The organism is Mesorhizobium sp. WSM4871 (assembly GCF_055811295.1).
This window is the reverse complement of sequence record NZ_JBVVPU010000001.1, coordinates 492,908-509,987: the sequence shown is the minus strand read 5'-3', so window position 1 is coordinate 509,987 and position 17,080 is coordinate 492,908. Positions and strand designations below refer to the sequence as shown.

Sequence of the window (17,080 nt, the reverse complement as noted above, 5' to 3'; positions counted from 1 at the left end):
CCGGCGGCCGCTGGCGAAGAAAAGGTCGCCAGCGCCGCACGCTCCAGGGTGCTAATTCACAAGCGGAACCTATCGATTTCCCTCTCGAATAATCTGGATATCTAGGAATTTAATCTCTAAAAACAGTCAATCATGAGACAATCCCTCCGTTACCCTTGGCTCGACGTCGATGTGGATGACCCTTCCACGCCGGCGATTGCCGTGCGCGTCGACGTCCCCGAGAGCAGGGCGGAGGTACCCGCCCACCGGCACCGCAAGGGTCAACTCGTCTTCGCGCTCGGAGGCGGCGTCACATGCCACGTGCCCAGCGGCCTGTGGATGGTGCCGCCTCATTGCGGGGTGTGGATTCCCGGCGACATGGAGCACAGCAATGTTGCGACCGCCAATGCGCGGATTTTCTTCGTCTACATTGAACCGGGAGCCGTCGATCTGCCGGACCGGTGCTGCACCCTTTCGATCTCGCCACTGTTGCGCGAACTGATTATCGAACTGTCCGATAGCGTGGAGGATGATGAGGCGAGGGACGGGCTTTTGATCAGGGCGCTGCTCAGCGAACTGCCGCGTATGCCTGTCCAGCGGCTGCATCTGCCGATCTCATCCGAGCCTCGCCTGAAGAGGATCGCCGAAGCGTTGGCGCAAGACCCCGCTAACCGCAGCACACTGGCGGAATGGGCCAACCGCGTTGCGCTCAGCGAAAGCAGTCTCGCCCGCCTCGTGGTAAAGGAGACGGGGCTGAGCTTCGGGCGCTGGCGCCAGCAACTGCATTTGATCGTCGCAATTCGAGAGCTGGCCTCCGGTGCCAGCGTACAGCAGGTCTCTGGCGATCTCGGCTATGGTTCCGTCACGGCCTTCATCACCATGTTCAAGAAGGCGCTTGGCAAGCCGCCGGCAAAGTACCTCGGCAGTATCGCTCGAAATGGCGGCTCTGCATTCGTCGCGTGATCCTGCAGGATCGCTCAGGCAGCGGACGGTTCAGCCGCCCCTGGCTTGTGACCAAGCACCTCTTCGACAATGCCACGCGCGATCTCGCGTTCGCCCATGATCACCGTGTCGGCGCCAAGCCCCTTGAGATGCTCGACCTCGGCATCGGAATGGGCGCGCGCGATGACGCTGATGGCTGGGTTGGCGGCACGGGCGCGCAGCACGATCTGTCCGGCCTCGAAGGCGTTGGGGATGGCCAGGATCAGCCGCTTGGCGGCCTCCGGATTGGCGGCGGCGAAGACATCGGCATTGGCCGCATTGCCGGCGACGGTTTCGATGCCGTCCGCCTTGAGCCTGGCCAGCGTCTTGTCGGCATCCTCGATGACGAGGAAGGGCAGGGCGGCTTCCTTGAGCGCCGCGCCGACGAGGCTGCCGACCCGGCCATAGCCGATCAGGATGGCGTGGCCGACGAGCGCTGTCCTGGGCGGCGGACCATCCGCCGTCTCAGATACAGCGACCGAAGCCACCTGGCCGGGCTGCGTCGCCGGACCGATCGGCTTTGCCTCGACCGGTGGCGATGCTTTGGCGGAGCGCTCCTCCAGCCATGGTTTCATCCAGTCGAGGGCGAGGAACATCAGCGGGTTGAGGAGGATCGACAGGATGGCGCCGGCCAGAATGAGGTCGCGGCCCTGTTCTGGCAACAGCTTCAGGCCGACGCCGAGTTCGGCCAGGATGAAGGAGAATTCGCCGATCTGGGCGAGGCTGGCCGAGATCATCAGCGCGGTGCCGAGCGGATAACGGAAAGCGACGACGATGACGAAGGCCGCCAGCGATTTGCCGATGACGATGATCGCCAGCGTCGCCAGGATCGGCAAGCCGTTGTCGATCAGGCTGAACGGGTCGAACAGCATGCCGACCGAGACGAAGAACAGCACGGAAAAGGCGTCGCGCAGCGGCAGCGATTCCTCGGCCGCCCGGTGGCTGAGTTCGGATTCGCTCATGATCATGCCGGCGAAGAAAGCGCCCAGCGCCAGCGACACGCCAAACAGCTTGGCGGCGCCAAAGGCGACGCCGAGCGCAATGGCCAGAACCGCCAGCCGGAACAGTTCGCGCGACCCGGTATGGGCGACATAGTGCAGGATCCAGGGAATGACCCGGCGGCCGACCACCAGCATGACCACGACGAAGGCGGCGACCTTGGCCAGCGTCATGCCGACGACGCCCCAGATGCCGTAGCTCGCCGGCAGCGACAACAGGCTGGCGTGGGTCTCGACCTGCTGCTGGCCGCCGAGCACGCCGGCCAGCGCCGGCAACAGCACCAGCGCCAGCACCATGGCGAGATCCTCGACGATCAGCCAGCCGACAGCGATGCGGCCGCGTTCGGTCTCGATCAGCCGCCGCTCCTGCAGGGCGCGCAACAGCACCACCGTCGAGGCGACCGACAGGGCCAGGCCGAAGACCAGTCCGGCGCCTATCGACCAGCCGAGCAGCCAGGCGAGGCCGGCGCCAAGCGCCGTCGCAAAGCCGATCTGCACGATGGCGCCGGGCACGGCGATGGCGCGGACCGACAACAGATCTTTCAGCGAGAAATGCAGGCCGACGCCGAACATCAGGAGGATGACGCCGATCTCGGCCAGTTCATTGGCAAGGCCGGCGTCGGCGACGAAGCCGGGCGTGTTCGGTCCTACCAGAACGCCGGCGACGAGGTAACCGACCAGCGGCGGAATGCGAAAGCGGTTGGCGAGAGCGCCGAAGACGAAAGCCAGCCCCAGACCGGCGACGATGGTGGCGATAAGGGGCGTGTCATGCGGCATGGTCTATGGAGCGCCTTTCAGAAATCGCAATGTCGGGTATGCGCCGCCCGAAGCCGCCGCCTTTGCAATATGGAGGCAGGGCTGGCCATGAGGCAACCCGCAATGCCATGAAATCTATGGCAAAGACGGCGAAAGACGGAGATCTGGCGGCGTCAGACCCCGATCAGCCGCCACGGCAGCGTGCTCCGGTCTGTTGGCGGTCGATGCGGAAAGTCGGTTGTGCGCTGCGGTGCCCGGTCAGGCTGCCTGCAGCAGGGTCTCGATGTCGGCTACGGTGTGATTGGTCAGTGTCTTCGGTATTTCCGCCGCTATCTTCTCGGAAACCTCCTTGTGCAGTTTCCTGCGCATCTCGCCCAGCACCTGCGGCGGCGCGATCAGCACGATCTCCTTGAACGTGCCGCGATGGGCGAGCTTGTATAGCCGCTCGGCAATCTCGTCGGCGAAACGCTCCTTGCCGAGACGGTGCCAGTCCGTGTCCTCGACCGCGCTACGGTGGATGGAAGGACCATCATTGTAACGACCGGGCCGGTCGCTGCCTTGTTCGCGGCTGGCGGGATTGTCCTGCTCCATTTCCTGCACCACTTGCAGGTTCGGATGGAGCGTGTCGCCCTCGTTGCGAAGGAACAGCGCTTTCTCGCCATCGGCCACCACGATCCAAAGACCATGTTTCAGCTTCAAATTGTCCATGGCGCGCTCCTCTTTTGCTGGTTTCATTCCCGGCTTCTCGGCTCATTGCCAAGGCCGTCGCGGCGGTCGAACGGACAGGCTCGGTTGCACAGGGCAAACGCGCGCCGAGGCGGGAATGTTCCAGAGGCGACTTTAATCTAGTAGATTGGTAGAATTTAGAAAAATCCGTTTTGTGGCGCGCGCTGCCTGTCGCTAAAAGAGCCTGAGATCAAGGCCCGCGACAGGGGCTTCGATCCGCCAGGAATGGCGATGTGGAATATTTTTCTCCCGGCTGTTAGGCTTGCAGAAAAGCGATTGCTTCCCTCAAAGTGATGCGCGAGAGCGTTCCTTCTGCTTTTTCGCGCTCGCGCGTAGAACTGGCCGCGTGTTCAGGATTCCATCCCCAATGTCGCAAGCCACGCCCAAGCTCAATGCTTTCCCAATCTTCCTGCGGGTCGAAGGCGAAGCCGTGGCCATTGTCGGCGGCGGCGAGCAGGCGTTGGCAAAGGCGCGACTGATCGGCCAGTCGAGCGCCGCGTTGCGCATCATTGCCGACGCCCCCGAACCCGAGTTGCTGTCCTTCATCACTGCCACCGGCGCGACCCACATCGCCGCCGCCTACGATGTCGCGCATCTCGAAGGCGTGGTGATGGTGTTTGCCGCCAGCGGCGACGAAGCGCTCGACTTCCGCGTTGTCGAGGATGCCAGCCGGTTGGGCATTCCGGTCAATGCCGTCGACCGGCCGGAACTGTGCGATTTCTTCACCCCGGCGCTGGTCAACCGCGCGCCGGTCGCCATCGCCATCGGCACCGAAGGGGCAGGCCCGGTGCTTGCCCAGATGCTGCGGAGCCGCATCGACCGTATGCTGTCGCCGTCGCTCGGCCCGCTTGCCGCACTTGCCGCTTCTTTCCGGGGCGCCGCTGAGAAACTGCTGCCCAAGGGCAATGCACGCCGCCGCTTCTGGAGCGATTTCTTCGGCGGCGCGCCAGCCCGTGCCATGGAGGCCGGCGCGTTGTCGCAGGCGAATGATGCCGCCGTCGACCTGCTGCTCTCGAACGCACCGGTCTCGGGCCACATCGCTCTGGTTGGGGCTGGCCCCGGTGCGGAAGACCTGCTGACCCTGCGCGCTCATCGCCTGCTGATGGAAGCCGACGTGATCGTTTATGACGCGCTGGTGCCGGAGGCGATCGTCGCCATGGGTCGCCGCGATGCCGAGCGTCTGCCGGTCGGTAAGCGCAAGGGCTGCCACACCAAGAGCCAGGCCGAGATCAACGCCCTGCTGATCGAACTCGGCCGCGACGGCAAACGCGTCGTGCGGCTGAAATCCGGCGACCCGCTGGTGTTCGGCCGTGCGGGCGAGGAAATGGCGGCGCTGCGCGATGCCGGCATCGCTTATGAGGTGGTTCCGGGCGTCACCGCGGCGTTTGCCGCCGCCGCCGATTTCGAACTGCCGCTGACGCTGCGCGGCGTGTCGTCGTCGATGGTGTTCACGACGGGTCACGACCTCAAGGGCAATTCGCTGCCCGACTGGGCCAAGCTTGCGATTTCCGGCGCCACGGTCGCCGTCTATATGGGCCGCTCGGTCGCGGCCGAGGTCGCCGGCCGGCTGATCGAGGCCGGCTTGTCGCCGGACACCGCGGTCGCCGTGGTCGAGAATGCCAGCCTTGCCAACCGCCGCCGTTTCCACGGCACGCTCGCCGATCTGCCTTCGCTGGAGGCGCGCGCCGACCTTTCAGGACCGGTGATGACCATTATTGGCGATGCAGTCGCCGGCGCCAATTTTGAACGTTCCGAGCCGCTCGCGGCGCACAGGCATGAAGGCGCGGCTCAAGCTGCCGCCGAAGGAGTTGAACAGTGAAGGTTTTGACTGCAAACCGCCTAACCGACGGCATCGCCGTCTGGTATGCCGATGGCGGTTGGGCCGACACGGTCGACCATGCCGACATTGCCCACGACAAAGCGGCCGAGGACCGGTTGGAGGCGATCGGTGCGGCGGCTCATGCCAGCAACGAAGTGGTCGACGTCAACCTGATCGACGTGAGCGTCGTCAATGGCGTCGTCGAGCCGGTGCGGCTGCGCGAGAAGATCCGCGCCGCGGGCCCCACCATCCGCCACGATCTGGGCAAGCAGGCTGCCCGGGCGGCTTAAAACTACAAATCAGATGAAACACGGGCGGACGCGCCCGGAAAGATCAGACTATGTACCGTTACGATGAGTTCGATCATGATTTCGTTCAGGCCCGCGTCGCCGAGTTCAGCGACCAGGTCCAGCGCCGGCTGGCCGGCGAGATCACCGAGGACCAGTTCCGGCCGCTGAGGCTGATGAACGGCGTCTACCTGCAGCTGCATGCCTATATGCTGCGCATCGCGGTGCCCTACGGCACGCTGAACAGCAAGCAGTTGCGCATGCTCGGCCATATCGCCCGCAAATACGACAAGGGCTACGGCCATTTCACCACGCGCCAGAACATCCAGTTCAACTGGCCGGCGCTGTCCGACATTCCCGCGATCCTGGCCGATCTGGCCAGCGTCGAGATGCATGCCATCCAGACCAGCGGCAACTGCATTCGCAATGTCACCGCCGACCACTTCGCCGGCGCTGCTGCCGACGAAGCCGCCGATCCGCGTCCCTATGCCGAGATCCTGCGGCAATGGTCGTCCGTGCATCCGGAGTTCTCGTTCCTGCCGCGCAAATTCAAGATCGCGGTGACGGGCGCGGAGCGCGACCGCGCTGCCATCCAGACACATGACATTGGCCTGCATTTGAAGAAGAACGCTGCCGGCGAGCTCGGCTTTGCCGTCTATATCGGCGGCGGCCAGGGCCGCACGCCGATGGTGGCCAAGAAGATCCGCGACTTCCTGCCGGAAGCGGATCTGTTGTCCTACTGCACGGCGATCCTGCGCGTTTACAACCTCTATGGCCGCCGCGACAACAAGTACAAGGCGCGCATCAAGATCCTCGTCCACGAGACCGGGGTCGAGGAGATCACGCGCCAGGTCGAGGCCGAATGGCAGGAGTTGAAGGACGCCGAGCTGAAGCTGCCGGAAGCCGACATCCGCGCCATCGACGCCTATTTCGCGCCACCTCAGCTCGGCGACCGGCCGGAAGGCGACGAGGCGGTCAAGCTGGCCCGGCTCGATTCGAAGAGCTTTTCGGATTGGCTCGACCAGAATGTGGTGACGCATCGCCATCCCGACTATGCGGCGGTGACGATTTCGCTCAAGGGCATCGGCGAGGTGCCGGGCGACGCCTCGGACAGCCAGATGGAAGCGGTCGCCGACATCGCCGAGAAATATGCTTTCGACGAACTGCGTGTCAGCCATGAGCAGAACCTGATCCTGCCGCATGTCGCGCGCGCCGACCTCAAGGCGGTCTACGATGCGCTGGTCGATATCGGCCTGGCGACGGCCAATTCCAACCTGATATCAGACATCATCTCCTGCCCCGGCCTCGATTATTGCGCGCTGGCCACGGCGCGCTCGATTCCGATAGCGCAGGAGATCTCTCAGCGCTTCGCCTCGCTGGAGCGGCAGCGCGAAATCGGCGAGTTGAAGCTCAAGATCTCCGGCTGCATCAATGCCTGCGGCCATCATCATGTCGGCCATATCGGCATTCTCGGCGTCGAGAAGAAAGGCGCGGAGCTCTATCAGGTCACGCTTGGCGGCTCGGCCGACGAAAACACTTCGGTCGGCGAGATCATCGGCCGCGGCTTCTCATCGGAAGAGATCACGGACGCCATCGAGCAGATCGTCGAGACCTATCTCGGCCTTCGGCTCGATCCACAGGAAAAATTCATCGACGCCTACCGCCGTGTCGGTCCCGCGCCGTTCAAGGAGGCGCTCTATGCTGGCGAAGCCAAGGCCGCTTGACCGTATTGTCGACGTCGAGGCCGGCGTCGCCGCAGAGGCGGCGGGGCTCGACGCGCTCTACGGTCACCTGAGTCCGCTCAAGATCATCGAGCGGTCAGCGCGGGAATTGTTTCATGGCGAGATCGCCGCCGTTTCCTCCTTCGGCGCCGATTCGGCCGTGCTGCTGCACATGATTTCCGAAATCGACCGCACGCTGCCGATCATCTTTCTCGATACCGGCAAGCATTTCGGGGAAACGCTTGGCTATCGCGACGCGCTGGTCGCCGATTTCGGGCTGACCGATGTCAGGGTGATCACGCCCGACGAGGCGGCGCTCGAACGGATCGACCCGACCGGCAATCTGAACGAAACCAACACCGACGCCTGCTGCGATGTGCGCAAGGTCGAGCCGCTGGCGCGGGGCGTCGAGCCGTTCCGCGCCTGGTTCACCGGGCGCAAGCGCTTCCAGGCGTCGACGCGGGCGGCACTTCCGGTGTTCGAGGCGGTGGGTTCACGCATCCGCATCAACCCGCTGGCGCACTGGACGACGTCGGATCAGGCCGCCTACATGCGTTCGCATGCGTTGCGCGAAAACCCGCTGGTCGCCTATGGCTATCTGTCGATCGGTTGCTTCCCGTGCACGCAGCCGGTACAGCCGGGCGAGGACGCGCGCAGCGGCCGCTGGGCCGGGCATGCCAAGACTGAGTGCGGCATCCATCTGTCGGGGCTGGAGAAGTCGCTGACCGACGCCTCACTCTAGGATTCTTTTTAGCTTTAGGAAGTTTTGATGACCGAACCAACATTGGGGACCCGCCTCTGGACTCCGCAAGGTTTCCGGGAGGACGAGTGGGTCCATGCCGAAGGCGCCGAAGCGCTCACCGGCAATGGCCGTTTCATTCTGCCGCTGCAAGCGTTCCTCGGGTTGGACCCGGAGGTGCGCCGCTCGGCGAAGGAGCGTCTCGGCGTCGAGCTTCAGCCCGGCGACCAACTCGAAAAGATCGCCAACCTACTTGACCAGCTGTCGCTGGTGGCGCTGGCCTTCCCGGCGTTCAATGACGGCCGTTCCTTCTCCAAGGGCGAACTGCTGCGCAGCCGCTATCATTTCAAGGGCGCGATCCGCGCCACCGGGCAGGTATTGGTCGACCAGCTGCCGCATATGCTGCGCCTCGGTTTCGACGAGTTCGAAGTGTCGAACCCGGTGCTTTTGAAGCGCCTCGAGGAAGGCCGGACCGGTGGACTTTCGCTGTATTATCAGCCGACCGCCGAGCCAGAGGCCAAAGGCCCCAAATATTCCTGGCGGCGAGAGCGCGCCGGCTGATCGGATCCAGCGCGGGATTTGCCTGATCTGGTCGGACCAATTCGCAGATTGAGTCTTTTATATCCGCGCCTTAGGATAGGTCTATTATTGAAATAGATGTGGTCACAAGGGAGGAACCGGGAATGGCTGGCAAGAAGATATTGATGCTCGTTGGCGAGTTCAGCGAGGAATACGAGATTTTCGTCTTTGAACAGGCCATGCATGCGGTTGGCCATACGGTGCATGTCGTGTGTCCCGACAAGAAGGCGGGCGACATACTTAAGACGTCTCTGCACGACTTCGAGGGCCACCAGACTTATACGGAAAAGCTCGGCCACGACTACATCCTCAACAAGACTTTTGCCGAGGTGAACCCTACCGACTACGATGCGGTCTATGCGGCAGGCGGACGTGGCCCGGAATATATCCGCATAGACAAGCGCATACAGGCGCTGGTGCGGCATTTCCACGAGACCGGCAAGCCGATCTTCACCATTTGCCATGGTGTGCAGATCCTGATCGCGGTCGACGGCGTCGTGCGTGGCAGGGAAGTCGCCGCACTTCAGTATTGCGAGCCTGAGGTCACGCTGGCCGGCGGCATCTATATCGACGTCGCGCCGACCGGCGCCCATGTCGATGGCAATCTGGTGTCGGCCAAGGGCTGGCCAGGCCTTGCCGCTTTCATGCGCGAATGCCTGAAGGTTCTCGGCACCGAGATCCGCGACGGCAAGGCGCTCATGCGCGACGAGCGCAAGGCGGCCTAAGGCGGGTTGATATTCAGGTGAGGCTGGCCTGCAAATGGCGATTTCCTGCGCTTCCGGTGCTCACGTACTTTGAGTACGCTCCGCTCCGGTTCTCGGAAACCGTCATTTTCGACTCAGCCTGACCTGAATCTCAACACCTTAGGCAGGGGACGGCCGCCGCACCTTTGGTGCGGCGGCTATTGCTGTTCTAGACAGCCATGCGCGCTTCGCGGAAGGACACCAGCTTGCTGCGGCTCTCGTCCCACAGCGCGAGCTTCACGCATCGCAGGCTGTCGAGAAGCGTGACGCGGCCGATTTTGCGCAGTTCCGGATAGTCCCTGAGAACCTCCTGAAGACGGTAGCACGGCACTTTGGCGGAGAGGTGATGGACGTGATGGACGCCGATATTTCCGGTGAACCAGTTCAACACCCGCGGCAGGTCATAATAGGACGAGCCGTGCAGGGCCGCATGCTGGAATTCCCATTCGGAATCCTTTGCCCACTCCGTCTCTTCGAACTGGTGCTGGACGTAGAATAGCCAGATGCCGGCCGAGCCGGCGAGGACGACGATCGGCAAGTGGACGACAAGGAAGGCGCCGAGGCCGACGAACCAGATGAGGGCGGCTGCGATGGACGCGATAGCGGCGTTGGTGGCCATGGACGATACCCATGGCGTCAGGCCGCTTCGCATCATGCCGACCGGCAGCCTCTGTTCGAAGATGAAAAGCCATATGGGGCCAAGGCCGAACATGACCAGAGGATGACGATAGAGACGGTAGGAAAGCCGGCCCCGCCAGGACATCTGCCGGTATTCGGCGACGGTCAGCGTCTTGATGTCACCGATGCCGCGCTCGTCGAGATTGCCGGCGCTGGCGTGATGGGTGGCATGCGCCCGCCGCCAGCAGTCATAGGGGGTTAGCGTCAAGACGCCGAGCACGCGACCGATCCAGTCGTCGGCATAGCGGTTGGCAAAGAAGGAGCCATGGCCGCAATCGTGCTGGATCATGAAGATCCGCACCAGAAAGCCGGCCGCCGGAAGGATGAGGATAAGACCCCACCAATGGCCATAGGAATAGGCAGCCGAGGACAGCGCCCACAGCGTGGCGAAAGGGATCAGGGTGATGGCAAGTTCGACAGCGCTGCGACGCCTGTCGGGCTTCTTGTAGCGCGCCAGAATCTTCAACCAGGCACGCTTGCTGTTAGCCACAGCTTCGGGGGAAATCATGTTCATCAGGAAGCATAGGCGGCGCGTGACGCTGCCGCAAGACAAAGATCACGCAAAATTACTGTGCGTAAATGTCGCGCGACTGTCAACTATGAGGGCATCTCGGGTTCAGTCGAACGAGCCCAAGTCGCCTGCTATCGGTTGCCGCGTTGGCCGGTGGCCAAGTTACCCTCGATGCCGTCCAGGCGGTCGAGCAGTTCCTTGAAACGATCGGGAATGTCGAACTCCGTGCGAAAAGCAGGTAGCGTTCGCAGAAAGCGCGTCGTGGCCTCCGTGCCGAACTGGCGCCTGATATCGGCGTCGAGCCCTTCGCGTCTTTCGCTACTGTTGCGGGCGCCCCTGTCGCGGGCGGCGTTGTTGCGGGTCGTCATCTCAAAATCCTGTGTCGGCTTCGAAACTCCCCCAGCACAAGAAAGGTTCCCCCTATCGCAGCATCGCCGCAAGCAAATCCGCCGGTTAGAGTAAAATTTGAATTAAAATCGAAAGTCCGTGCCGGCTGCGCGCAAAGTGCCGCCGGCGGCACACAGTATCGCTTGCCCCTTGATTTTTGGCCGCCAAACCTCGATATCGGGCACAAAATCCATACCATTCGAGATAACGGGAAACGGCGATGAGCGACCAGGCAAAAGACGAACGCGCGCCCGAGGATATCGAGGCGGCCGAGGCCGCCGCCGAGCGCGCGGAAGGCAGCGCCGACGGCGACTATGAAGCGCTTCTGCGGCTGATGAAGGAAAACGAGGATCTGAAGGACCGGGCGCTCCGCGCCGCGGCAGAGATGGAGAATCTGCGCCGTCGCACCGCGCGCGACGTTCACGACGCGCGTGCTTACGCGGTTGCCAATTTCGCCCGCGACATGCTGTCGGTGTCGGACAATCTGCGCCGGGCGCTGGACGCCATTCCGGCCGAGGCGGCGGCGTCGGGCGATGCCGGCTTCAAGGCGCTGATCGAGGGCGTCGAGATCACCGAGCGCGCCATGCTGTCGGCGCTGGAGCGACATGGGGTGAAGAAGCTCGAGCCGGAAGGCGAGAAGTTCGACCCGAATTTCCACCAGGCGATGTTCGAGGTGCCCAATCCGGCGGTGCCGGCCAACACGGTGGTCCAGGTCGTGCAGCCCGGCTATTCGATCGGCGAGCGGGTGCTGCGGCCGGCCATGGTCGGCGTCGCCAAGGGCGGTCCCAAGCATGTGGCCGCTGAAGCCCCGGTCGAGCCCGGCCCGGTCAATGAGCAGGCTGAGAAAGATGCGTAAGGTAGGGGAGTAGGAAATAGGCAGCAGGCAGTAGGGAAATTAGGGCGGTCGTATCTATTGCGCGGCTTCGTGTTATTTATACTCCCCAACTCCTAGTCCCTAGTTCCCACTGCCTCATGCCCTTGAATCCAATCGACCTCCTCGACTATGCCGGCGTCGCCGTCTTCGCGGCGACCGGTGCGCTTGCCGCTTCGCGCAAGCAGCTCGACATCATCGGCTTTCTGTTCCTGGCCAGCGTAACCGGTATCGGCGGCGGCACGTTTCGTGACGTCATCCTCAATCTGCCGGTCTTCTGGATCGCCAACTCCGGTTATGTGTTGATCTGCGCGGTGGTGGCGATGCTTGTCTTCTTCGCGGCGCACCGTGTCGAATCCCGCTGGAAATTACTGCTCTGGCTCGATGCCGTCGGCCTCGCCGCGTTTTCGGTGATGGGTGCCGCCAAAGGCCTGGCCATCACCGGCTCGCCGGTCGTGTCCGTCGTCACCGGCGTGCTCACCGCCACGTTCGGCGGCATCTTGCGCGACCTGCTGGCCGGTGAGCCGTCAGTGCTTCTGAGACCTGAAATCTATGTCACTGCCGCCCTTGCCGGCGCCACCCTGTTTACGTTAGGCGATCTCGCCGGCCTGCCGCCGCTCGCATCGGGCCTGGCGGGCTTCGCCGCGGCATTCCTGGTGCGCGGCGGCGCGCTCAAGTTCGGCTGGGCCTTTCCATCCTACAAGAGCCGCCCTGGCCGGCGGCCGGAAGACATTCCGTGAAAAGGGAGTGAGTGGTGAGTAGTCAGTAGTGACAGGCTGCACTACTACTCACTAATGACTGGATCAAGCGGCGAAACGCTGTGCTTCCCCGCCATAGTAATTGACGTAGCGGGCGCCGATCTCCTTGACCGGCATCACCACGAAGATGTCGACCGTCGAGAATTCACGGTCGATGACGCAGCCGTCGCCAATGCGCGCGCCGACGCGCAGATAGCCCTTGACCAGCGGCGGCATCGCCGCGATCGCGGCCTTGGCATTGACCGCCTCGATCGGCATCAGATCCATGGAGCAATAGCGCCCGGCGACCGCGCGCACGTCCCAGGCGGAGTTCGTGCGGCAGTGATGAGCGAGATAGGTCAGCGCTTCGGCATGCGCCGCCGGCACGGTGCCGTGGAACGAGGCGCAACCGGTCATCACGCCGATCCCGTAGTGATTGATATAGGCCCAGATGCCTTGCCACAGCGCCTCGATGGTGCGCTTCGAGCGGTATTCCGGCAAAACGCAGGAGCGGCCGAGTTCGAGGAAACGCTGTCCAGGATGGCGGGCGATGAGCTTGGTCAGCTCGAATTCACCCTCGGAATAGAAGCCGCCGGCGGCGGCCGCAATCTCCTGGCGCAGCAAGCGGTAGGTGCCGACAATGCGGCGGTGCTCGGGACCGGAGAGCGAGGTGTCGAAGACGAGCAGATGATCACACAATGGATCGAAGCGGTCAGCATCGCGCCGGTCCTGCACCTGGAACAGATCTTTCCTGGCGCCGAGCTCGTCATAGAATACCCGGTAACGCACCTCCTGGGCGGCGGCGATCTCAGCCTCGTTGCGAGCAAGCCGCACTTCGAGGTTGCCGATACGGCCGAGAGATGCGCCTTTGACGGCATCGACATTCCGCCCGACGAGCAAGGCGCTGCCGGCGTTCGGCCGAGTGTCACATTCCGGCATAACTGTATGCACGAGTGATTCTCCTTCGAGCCATCCCTCTTGGCACGGGGATACGGTGTAGGTGCAACAGGATTGTGACAGTACCGTGATACGGGTTCGCGGGCAATACTTCGTCGGCTGGCTATCGCGTGACCTGGGGAACCAGAATCGGTTTCCGGGGAAAGGATCGTGCGAAAAAGTCGCTGTTTTGAGGCGTTCTGAGAGGCGAGGTCAGGCCGCTACCTGGCCCTCGACGGCGTGGACAAGCGCATCGGGATCGAGCGGCTTGGTAACGAAGCCGCTGGCGCCGTGGGCAAGTACCGCGTGGCGGGTCTTTTCCTGGCTGTCCGCCGACAGCACCATGATCGGAACCGGCGGTGCGGCGGTTTCCTCCTCGTGGCGGCGGATGGCGGCGATGGCGTCCAGCCCATCCATGACGGGCATGTGCAGATCCATCAGCACCACGTCGAAGCGATGCTTGTGGCCGGTGCCGATGACGGCCTCGACGGCAGCCTTGCCGTTGCCGACCACTTTCACCCGATGGCCGGCCTTCAAAAGCGTGGCGCGGGCAAGCATGGCATTGATGTCGTTGTCTTCCGCGATCAGCACGGACAGGCCATGCTGGCGGCTGCCGATGGCGCGCACGGATGGCGCGCCCAGCTTTTCCGCCTCTGGCAGGGCGTGCGCCGACGCGTGGCTGGTCAAAAGCACGCGCAGCAATGTCTCACCGCGTACCGGTCTTGCCAGGAAGGTGGCGTAGCCGTTGGCGCGGAACTCGCCGAGCATGCCGCGGTCCGTAGGCGCGATCAGCGTGATTGCCTCACATTCGACAAATCCGCTCTGGCGAAGACGCTTGAGCATCCTGCCGTCACTTTCTTCCATGGTCGCGTCGATCAGGAGTACGTCGCAGTTTCCAGCGAAGGGCGCGGCCTGGGCAGCGGTCGCCGCAAGATCGACCTTGCCGCCATTGGCGCGGATGGTGCGGGCAATGGCGTCGGCCTCGATGGCATTCTTTGACAGGATTACCGCGCGCCGGCCCGAGAGCGCATTCTGGCGGTTCTGCGGCGCCTCGGTGGCCGATGCCGCGGGGATTTCGAAGATGAATTCCGAACCCTGGCCGAGCTGGCTCGACACGGAAATTGTGCCGCCCATGGCGATCACCAGGCGCTTTGAAATGGCAAGACCGAGACCCGCGCCGCCATGCGTGCGGGTCGAGGTGCCATCAGCCTGTTCGAATTCCTCGAAGATGCGCTCCAGGTCGTCCTCATGCAGGCCGGGACCGGTGTCGGTGATGGTGAAGCGTATGCGATCCGTGGCTTCGGTGCGGGTGCGGGAGACGGTCACCAGCACGCCGCCGCCGTCGGTGAATTTGATGGCGTTGCCGATGAGGTTGAGCAGCACCTGCCTGACCCTTCCCGGATCGGCTGATATCATCTGCGGCACGTCGGGTTCGACATGGCAGCCAAGGCCGATATTCTTGACGAAGGCGCGTGCCGCCAGGAGCTCGATGATGTTGTCGGCAGTCTCGCGCACGGACATTGGCTGCGGTTCGGGGTCGAAGCGGCCGGCCTCGATCTTCGAATAGTCGAGCAGATCCTCGATCAGCGCCAGCAGGGCGCTGGCCGAGGTGGAGACGGCACCAACATAGGTCCGCTGTTCGGGCGAAAGGTTGGTGTCCGCCAAGAGCCTGGCCATGCCCATGATGCCGTTCATCGGCGTGCGGATCTCGTGACTGACGGTGGCGAGGAAGCGCGATTTGGCCTGGCTTGCATATTCCGCCCGCTCGCGGGCGGTAATGAGCGACGATTCAGCGCGCTTGCGGGCGGTGATGTCGCGGGCGATGGCGCGATGCGACACCGCACCGCTGTCCTTGTCGCGCACCGACAGTTCGATCCACGAGAACCAGCGCGGACCGCCCGGCGTGCGGATGGCGACGTCGGTGGAACTCAGGCATTCGTGATCGGAAAAGGCGGCATCGGGAACGATGCCGACATCGATGCCGAGTTCGGCCAGCGTCTTGCCGGCGAGGTCGCGCTGGTCGGTTTCGACAAGATCGGCGAAGACCTTGTTGGCATAGACGATGTGGCCGTCGCGGTCGCGGTGGACGACGAGATCGCCGAGCGCGTCGATCAGCCCGCGAAAGCGTTCCTCGCTCTCCTGCATCTCCCACATGCGGTCGGCCAGCGTTTCGATCTCGGCGCGGCTGCGCGCGGTCGTCTCGTCGAGCAGGGCGACCGTGCGGCGCTCGGTGCGTTTGGCGCGCAGATGCATGGCAATACCGGCAATGCCGGTCGCCAAAAGGCCGATCGTGATAAAGATCGGCGCCCCTGTCAGATGGGCAAGCCCCGCCATCACGACGATGGCGACGAGCGTCAGGAACGGCAGACCTTCCCGTTTGGTCCTGGGCAATTCCGGCGCCAGCGGCGGCGCGGCGACGATCTGCCGCCTTGGCGCCTCAGGGCCGGTCCCATCGACGCTCTCGGCACTCTGCGTCTCTTTGATGCCGGGTTCCGCGATCATGCGGAACGTTTGCCAGATAGAGATTATGGAAAATTGTGGCGGATCGTTCGAATTTTAGCGGTCGCGCGATTTTTGCCGCTCCCCGGCTAAAGATGAAGCTCACATATCGACCACCACGCGGCCACGGATCTTGCCCTCGACGATGTCATGCGCGGCGCCGACGATGTCGTCGAAACCGATGGTTGTGGACAGGCTGGCAAGCTTCTTGTGGTCGAGGTCCGTACCGATGCGGCGCCACGCCTCCATCCGGACCGCCCTCGGCGCCATCACCGAATCGATGCCGAGCAGGCTGACACCGCGCAGGATGAAGGGGGCGACGCTTGCCGGCAGGTCCATGCCGCCGGCCAGGCCGCAGGCGGCGACCGCGCCGCCGTAGGAGGTCATCGACAGCACATTGGCCAGGGTGTGGCTGCCGACCGCGTCGACGCCGCCGGCCCAGCGTTCCTTGGCGAGCGGTTTGGCCGGCTGGGCAAGCTCGTCGCGCGAAATCACCTCCGCGGCGCCGAGCTCGATCAGATAGGGGCTTTCGGCGTTGCGGCCGGTCGAGGCGATGACATGATAGCCGAGGCTGGACAGGATCGAGACGGCGACCGAACCGACACCGCCGGCAGCGCCCGTCACCACCACCGGGCCGCGATCGGGCACGATGCCGTGGCGCTCAAGCGCGATGACGCAAAGCATGGCCGTGTAGCCGGCCGTACCGACCGCCATGGCATCATGCGGGCTCATGTCGGCCGGCAACGGCACCAGCCAGTCGCCCTTGACGCGGGCACGCCCGGCATAGGCGCCAAAATGTGTTTCGCCGACGCCCCAGCCGTTCAAAATGACCTTGTCACCCTTGCGCCAGTCGGCATGGGAAGACGAGGTGACGGTGCCGGCAAAGTCGACGCCCGGCACCAGCGGCCAGCGGCGGATCACCGGCGCCTTTCCTGTTATGGCAAGCCCATCCTTGTAGTTCACCGTCGTTGCCTCGACGGCGACGGTGACATCGCCTTCCATCAGGTCGGCTTCGGTCAGGTCGGTTACGGCGACCGATTGCTTCTTTTCGGCATCGCGCGAGACGAGAATGGCTTTGAAGGTTTCGGACATTTTTTCTCCTCGGGCTTTCGAATGTGCGGCGGCAGGTGGCT

The 17,080-nt window shown here is 63.6% G+C and carries 16 protein-coding genes; 9 read left to right on the top strand and 7 right to left on the bottom strand.

Features of this window, described 5'->3' with window-relative positions:
• Positions 1–132 precede the first annotated feature (132 nt).
• Positions 133–942: an AraC family transcriptional regulator gene (locus tag AC0L2H_RS02565; RefSeq protein WP_473588710.1), complete on the top strand. Its 810-nt coding sequence runs from the start codon at positions 133–135 to the stop codon at positions 940–942.
• Between the two features lie 14 nt (positions 943–956).
• Here AC0L2H_RS02565 and ybaL read toward each other — a convergent pair whose 3' ends face one another.
• Both ybaL and AC0L2H_RS02555 read right to left on the bottom strand, forming a co-directional pair.
• Entirely contained in the window at positions 957–2,735 is a 1,779-nt protein-coding gene (gene ybaL, locus AC0L2H_RS02560) for a YbaL family putative K(+) efflux transporter (RefSeq protein ID WP_473588709.1), read from the bottom strand.
• A 237-nt stretch (positions 2,736–2,972) separates the two neighbouring features.
• The gene (locus AC0L2H_RS02555) at positions 2,973–3,422 is read right to left on the bottom strand and encodes a baeRF12 domain-containing protein (protein WP_473588881.1); all 450 of its coding nucleotides are present in this window, start codon (positions 3,420–3,422) and stop codon (positions 2,973–2,975) included.
• Positions 3,423–3,807: 385 nt separating this feature from the next.
• Between AC0L2H_RS02555 and cysG the strand changes: the two genes are divergently transcribed.
• The 6 genes from cysG (at position 3,808) to AC0L2H_RS02525 (ending at position 9,310) form a co-directional block, all read left to right on the top strand.
• Positions 3,808–5,259: a siroheme synthase CysG gene (gene cysG / locus AC0L2H_RS02550; RefSeq protein ID WP_473588708.1), complete on the top strand. Its 1,452-nt coding sequence runs from the start codon at positions 3,808–3,810 to the stop codon at positions 5,257–5,259.
• Complete coding sequence (locus AC0L2H_RS02545) at positions 5,256–5,549, top strand: DUF2849 domain-containing protein (protein ID WP_107651189.1); 294 nt, start codon at positions 5,256–5,258, stop codon at positions 5,547–5,549. The genes cysG and AC0L2H_RS02545 overlap by 4 nt, the downstream gene beginning before the upstream one ends.
• 50 nt (positions 5,550–5,599) lie before the next feature.
• Entirely contained in the window at positions 5,600–7,270 is a 1,671-nt protein-coding gene (locus tag AC0L2H_RS02540; protein WP_107651188.1) for a nitrite/sulfite reductase, read from the top strand.
• Positions 7,245–8,009: a phosphoadenylyl-sulfate reductase gene (locus tag AC0L2H_RS02535; protein ID WP_107651187.1), complete on the top strand. Its 765-nt coding sequence runs from the start codon at positions 7,245–7,247 to the stop codon at positions 8,007–8,009. The genes AC0L2H_RS02540 and AC0L2H_RS02535 overlap by 26 nt, the downstream gene beginning before the upstream one ends.
• A 27-nt stretch (positions 8,010–8,036) precedes the next feature.
• On the top strand, positions 8,037–8,567 hold the full coding sequence (locus tag AC0L2H_RS02530) for a DUF934 domain-containing protein (RefSeq protein ID WP_473588707.1): 531 nt from the start codon (positions 8,037–8,039) through the stop codon (positions 8,565–8,567).
• Between the two features lie 122 nt (positions 8,568–8,689).
• A complete protein-coding gene (locus AC0L2H_RS02525) occupies positions 8,690–9,310 on the top strand; it encodes a DJ-1/PfpI family protein (protein ID WP_473588706.1) in 621 nt (206 codons plus the stop codon).
• Between the two features lie 187 nt (positions 9,311–9,497).
• On the opposite strand, the gene AC0L2H_RS02520 is transcribed toward AC0L2H_RS02525, so the two are convergent.
• On the bottom strand, positions 9,498–10,520 hold the full coding sequence (locus AC0L2H_RS02520) for a fatty acid desaturase (protein WP_473588705.1): 1,023 nt from the start codon (positions 10,518–10,520) through the stop codon (positions 9,498–9,500).
• A 128-nt stretch (positions 10,521–10,648) separates the two neighbouring features.
• Positions 10,649–10,885, bottom strand: coding sequence for a hypothetical protein (locus AC0L2H_RS02515; RefSeq protein ID WP_473588704.1), 237 nt, complete (start codon positions 10,883–10,885; stop codon positions 10,649–10,651).
• 239 nt (positions 10,886–11,124) lie between these two features.
• Between AC0L2H_RS02515 and grpE the strand changes: the two genes are divergently transcribed.
• Together grpE and AC0L2H_RS02505 are read left to right on the top strand one after the other, a co-directional pair.
• Positions 11,125–11,760 (top strand): nucleotide exchange factor GrpE, encoded by a 636-nt coding sequence (gene grpE, locus AC0L2H_RS02510; protein ID WP_473588703.1) that lies wholly within the window; start codon positions 11,125–11,127, stop codon positions 11,758–11,760.
• A gap of 122 nt (positions 11,761–11,882) precedes the next feature.
• Entirely contained in the window at positions 11,883–12,515 is a 633-nt protein-coding gene (locus AC0L2H_RS02505) for a trimeric intracellular cation channel family protein (RefSeq protein WP_473588880.1), read from the top strand.
• Positions 12,516–12,578: 63 nt separating this feature from the next.
• Here AC0L2H_RS02505 and olsB read toward each other — a convergent pair whose 3' ends face one another.
• The 3 genes from olsB to acuI all read right to left on the bottom strand — a co-directional run bounded on the left by olsB (position 12,579) and on the right by acuI (position 17,039).
• The gene (gene olsB, locus AC0L2H_RS02500; RefSeq protein ID WP_473588879.1) at positions 12,579–13,451 is read right to left on the bottom strand and encodes a l-ornithine N(alpha)-acyltransferase; all 873 of its coding nucleotides are present in this window, start codon (positions 13,449–13,451) and stop codon (positions 12,579–12,581) included.
• A 210-nt stretch (positions 13,452–13,661) separates the two neighbouring features.
• The gene (locus tag AC0L2H_RS02495) at positions 13,662–15,950 is read right to left on the bottom strand and encodes an ATP-binding protein (protein ID WP_473588702.1); all 2,289 of its coding nucleotides are present in this window, start codon (positions 15,948–15,950) and stop codon (positions 13,662–13,664) included.
• Positions 15,951–16,049: 99 nt separating this feature from the next.
• Positions 16,050–17,039 carry an acrylyl-CoA reductase (NADPH) gene (acuI, locus tag AC0L2H_RS02490; protein WP_473588701.1) on the bottom strand — a complete coding sequence of 330 codons (990 nt, stop codon included), beginning with the start codon at positions 17,037–17,039 and terminating at the stop codon, positions 16,050–16,052.
• Positions 17,040–17,080 lie beyond the last annotated feature (41 nt).

What these genes read in the sequence shown, in the direction of transcription:
- AC0L2H_RS02515 (WP_473588704.1), bottom strand. Translation starts at nt 10,885, where the DNA reads ATGACGACCCGCAACAACGCCGCCCGCGACAGGGGCGCCCGCAACAGT.
- olsB (WP_473588879.1), bottom strand. Translation starts at nt 13,451, where the DNA reads ATGCCGGAATGTGACACTCGGCCGAACGCCGGCAGCGCCTTGCTCGTC.
- AC0L2H_RS02535 (WP_107651187.1), top strand. Translation starts at nt 7,245, where the DNA reads ATGCTGGCGAAGCCAAGGCCGCTTGACCGTATTGTCGACGTCGAGGCC.
- AC0L2H_RS02540 (WP_107651188.1), top strand. Translation starts at nt 5,600, where the DNA reads ATGTACCGTTACGATGAGTTCGATCATGATTTCGTTCAGGCCCGCGTC.
- AC0L2H_RS02525 (WP_473588706.1), top strand. Translation starts at nt 8,690, where the DNA reads ATGGCTGGCAAGAAGATATTGATGCTCGTTGGCGAGTTCAGCGAGGAA.
- cysG (WP_473588708.1), top strand. Translation starts at nt 3,808, where the DNA reads ATGTCGCAAGCCACGCCCAAGCTCAATGCTTTCCCAATCTTCCTGCGG.
- AC0L2H_RS02495 (WP_473588702.1), bottom strand. Translation starts at nt 15,950, where the DNA reads ATGATCGCGGAACCCGGCATCAAAGAGACGCAGAGTGCCGAGAGCGTC.
- acuI (WP_473588701.1), bottom strand. Translation starts at nt 17,039, where the DNA reads ATGTCCGAAACCTTCAAAGCCATTCTCGTCTCGCGCGATGCCGAAAAG.
- AC0L2H_RS02520 (WP_473588705.1), bottom strand. Translation starts at nt 10,520, where the DNA reads ATGAACATGATTTCCCCCGAAGCTGTGGCTAACAGCAAGCGTGCCTGG.
- AC0L2H_RS02530 (WP_473588707.1), top strand. Translation starts at nt 8,037, where the DNA reads ATGACCGAACCAACATTGGGGACCCGCCTCTGGACTCCGCAAGGTTTC.
- ybaL (WP_473588709.1), bottom strand. Translation starts at nt 2,735, where the DNA reads ATGCCGCATGACACGCCCCTTATCGCCACCATCGTCGCCGGTCTGGGG.
- grpE (WP_473588703.1), top strand. Translation starts at nt 11,125, where the DNA reads ATGAGCGACCAGGCAAAAGACGAACGCGCGCCCGAGGATATCGAGGCG.
- AC0L2H_RS02565 (WP_473588710.1), top strand. Translation starts at nt 133, where the DNA reads ATGAGACAATCCCTCCGTTACCCTTGGCTCGACGTCGATGTGGATGAC.
- AC0L2H_RS02555 (WP_473588881.1), bottom strand. Translation starts at nt 3,422, where the DNA reads ATGGACAATTTGAAGCTGAAACATGGTCTTTGGATCGTGGTGGCCGAT.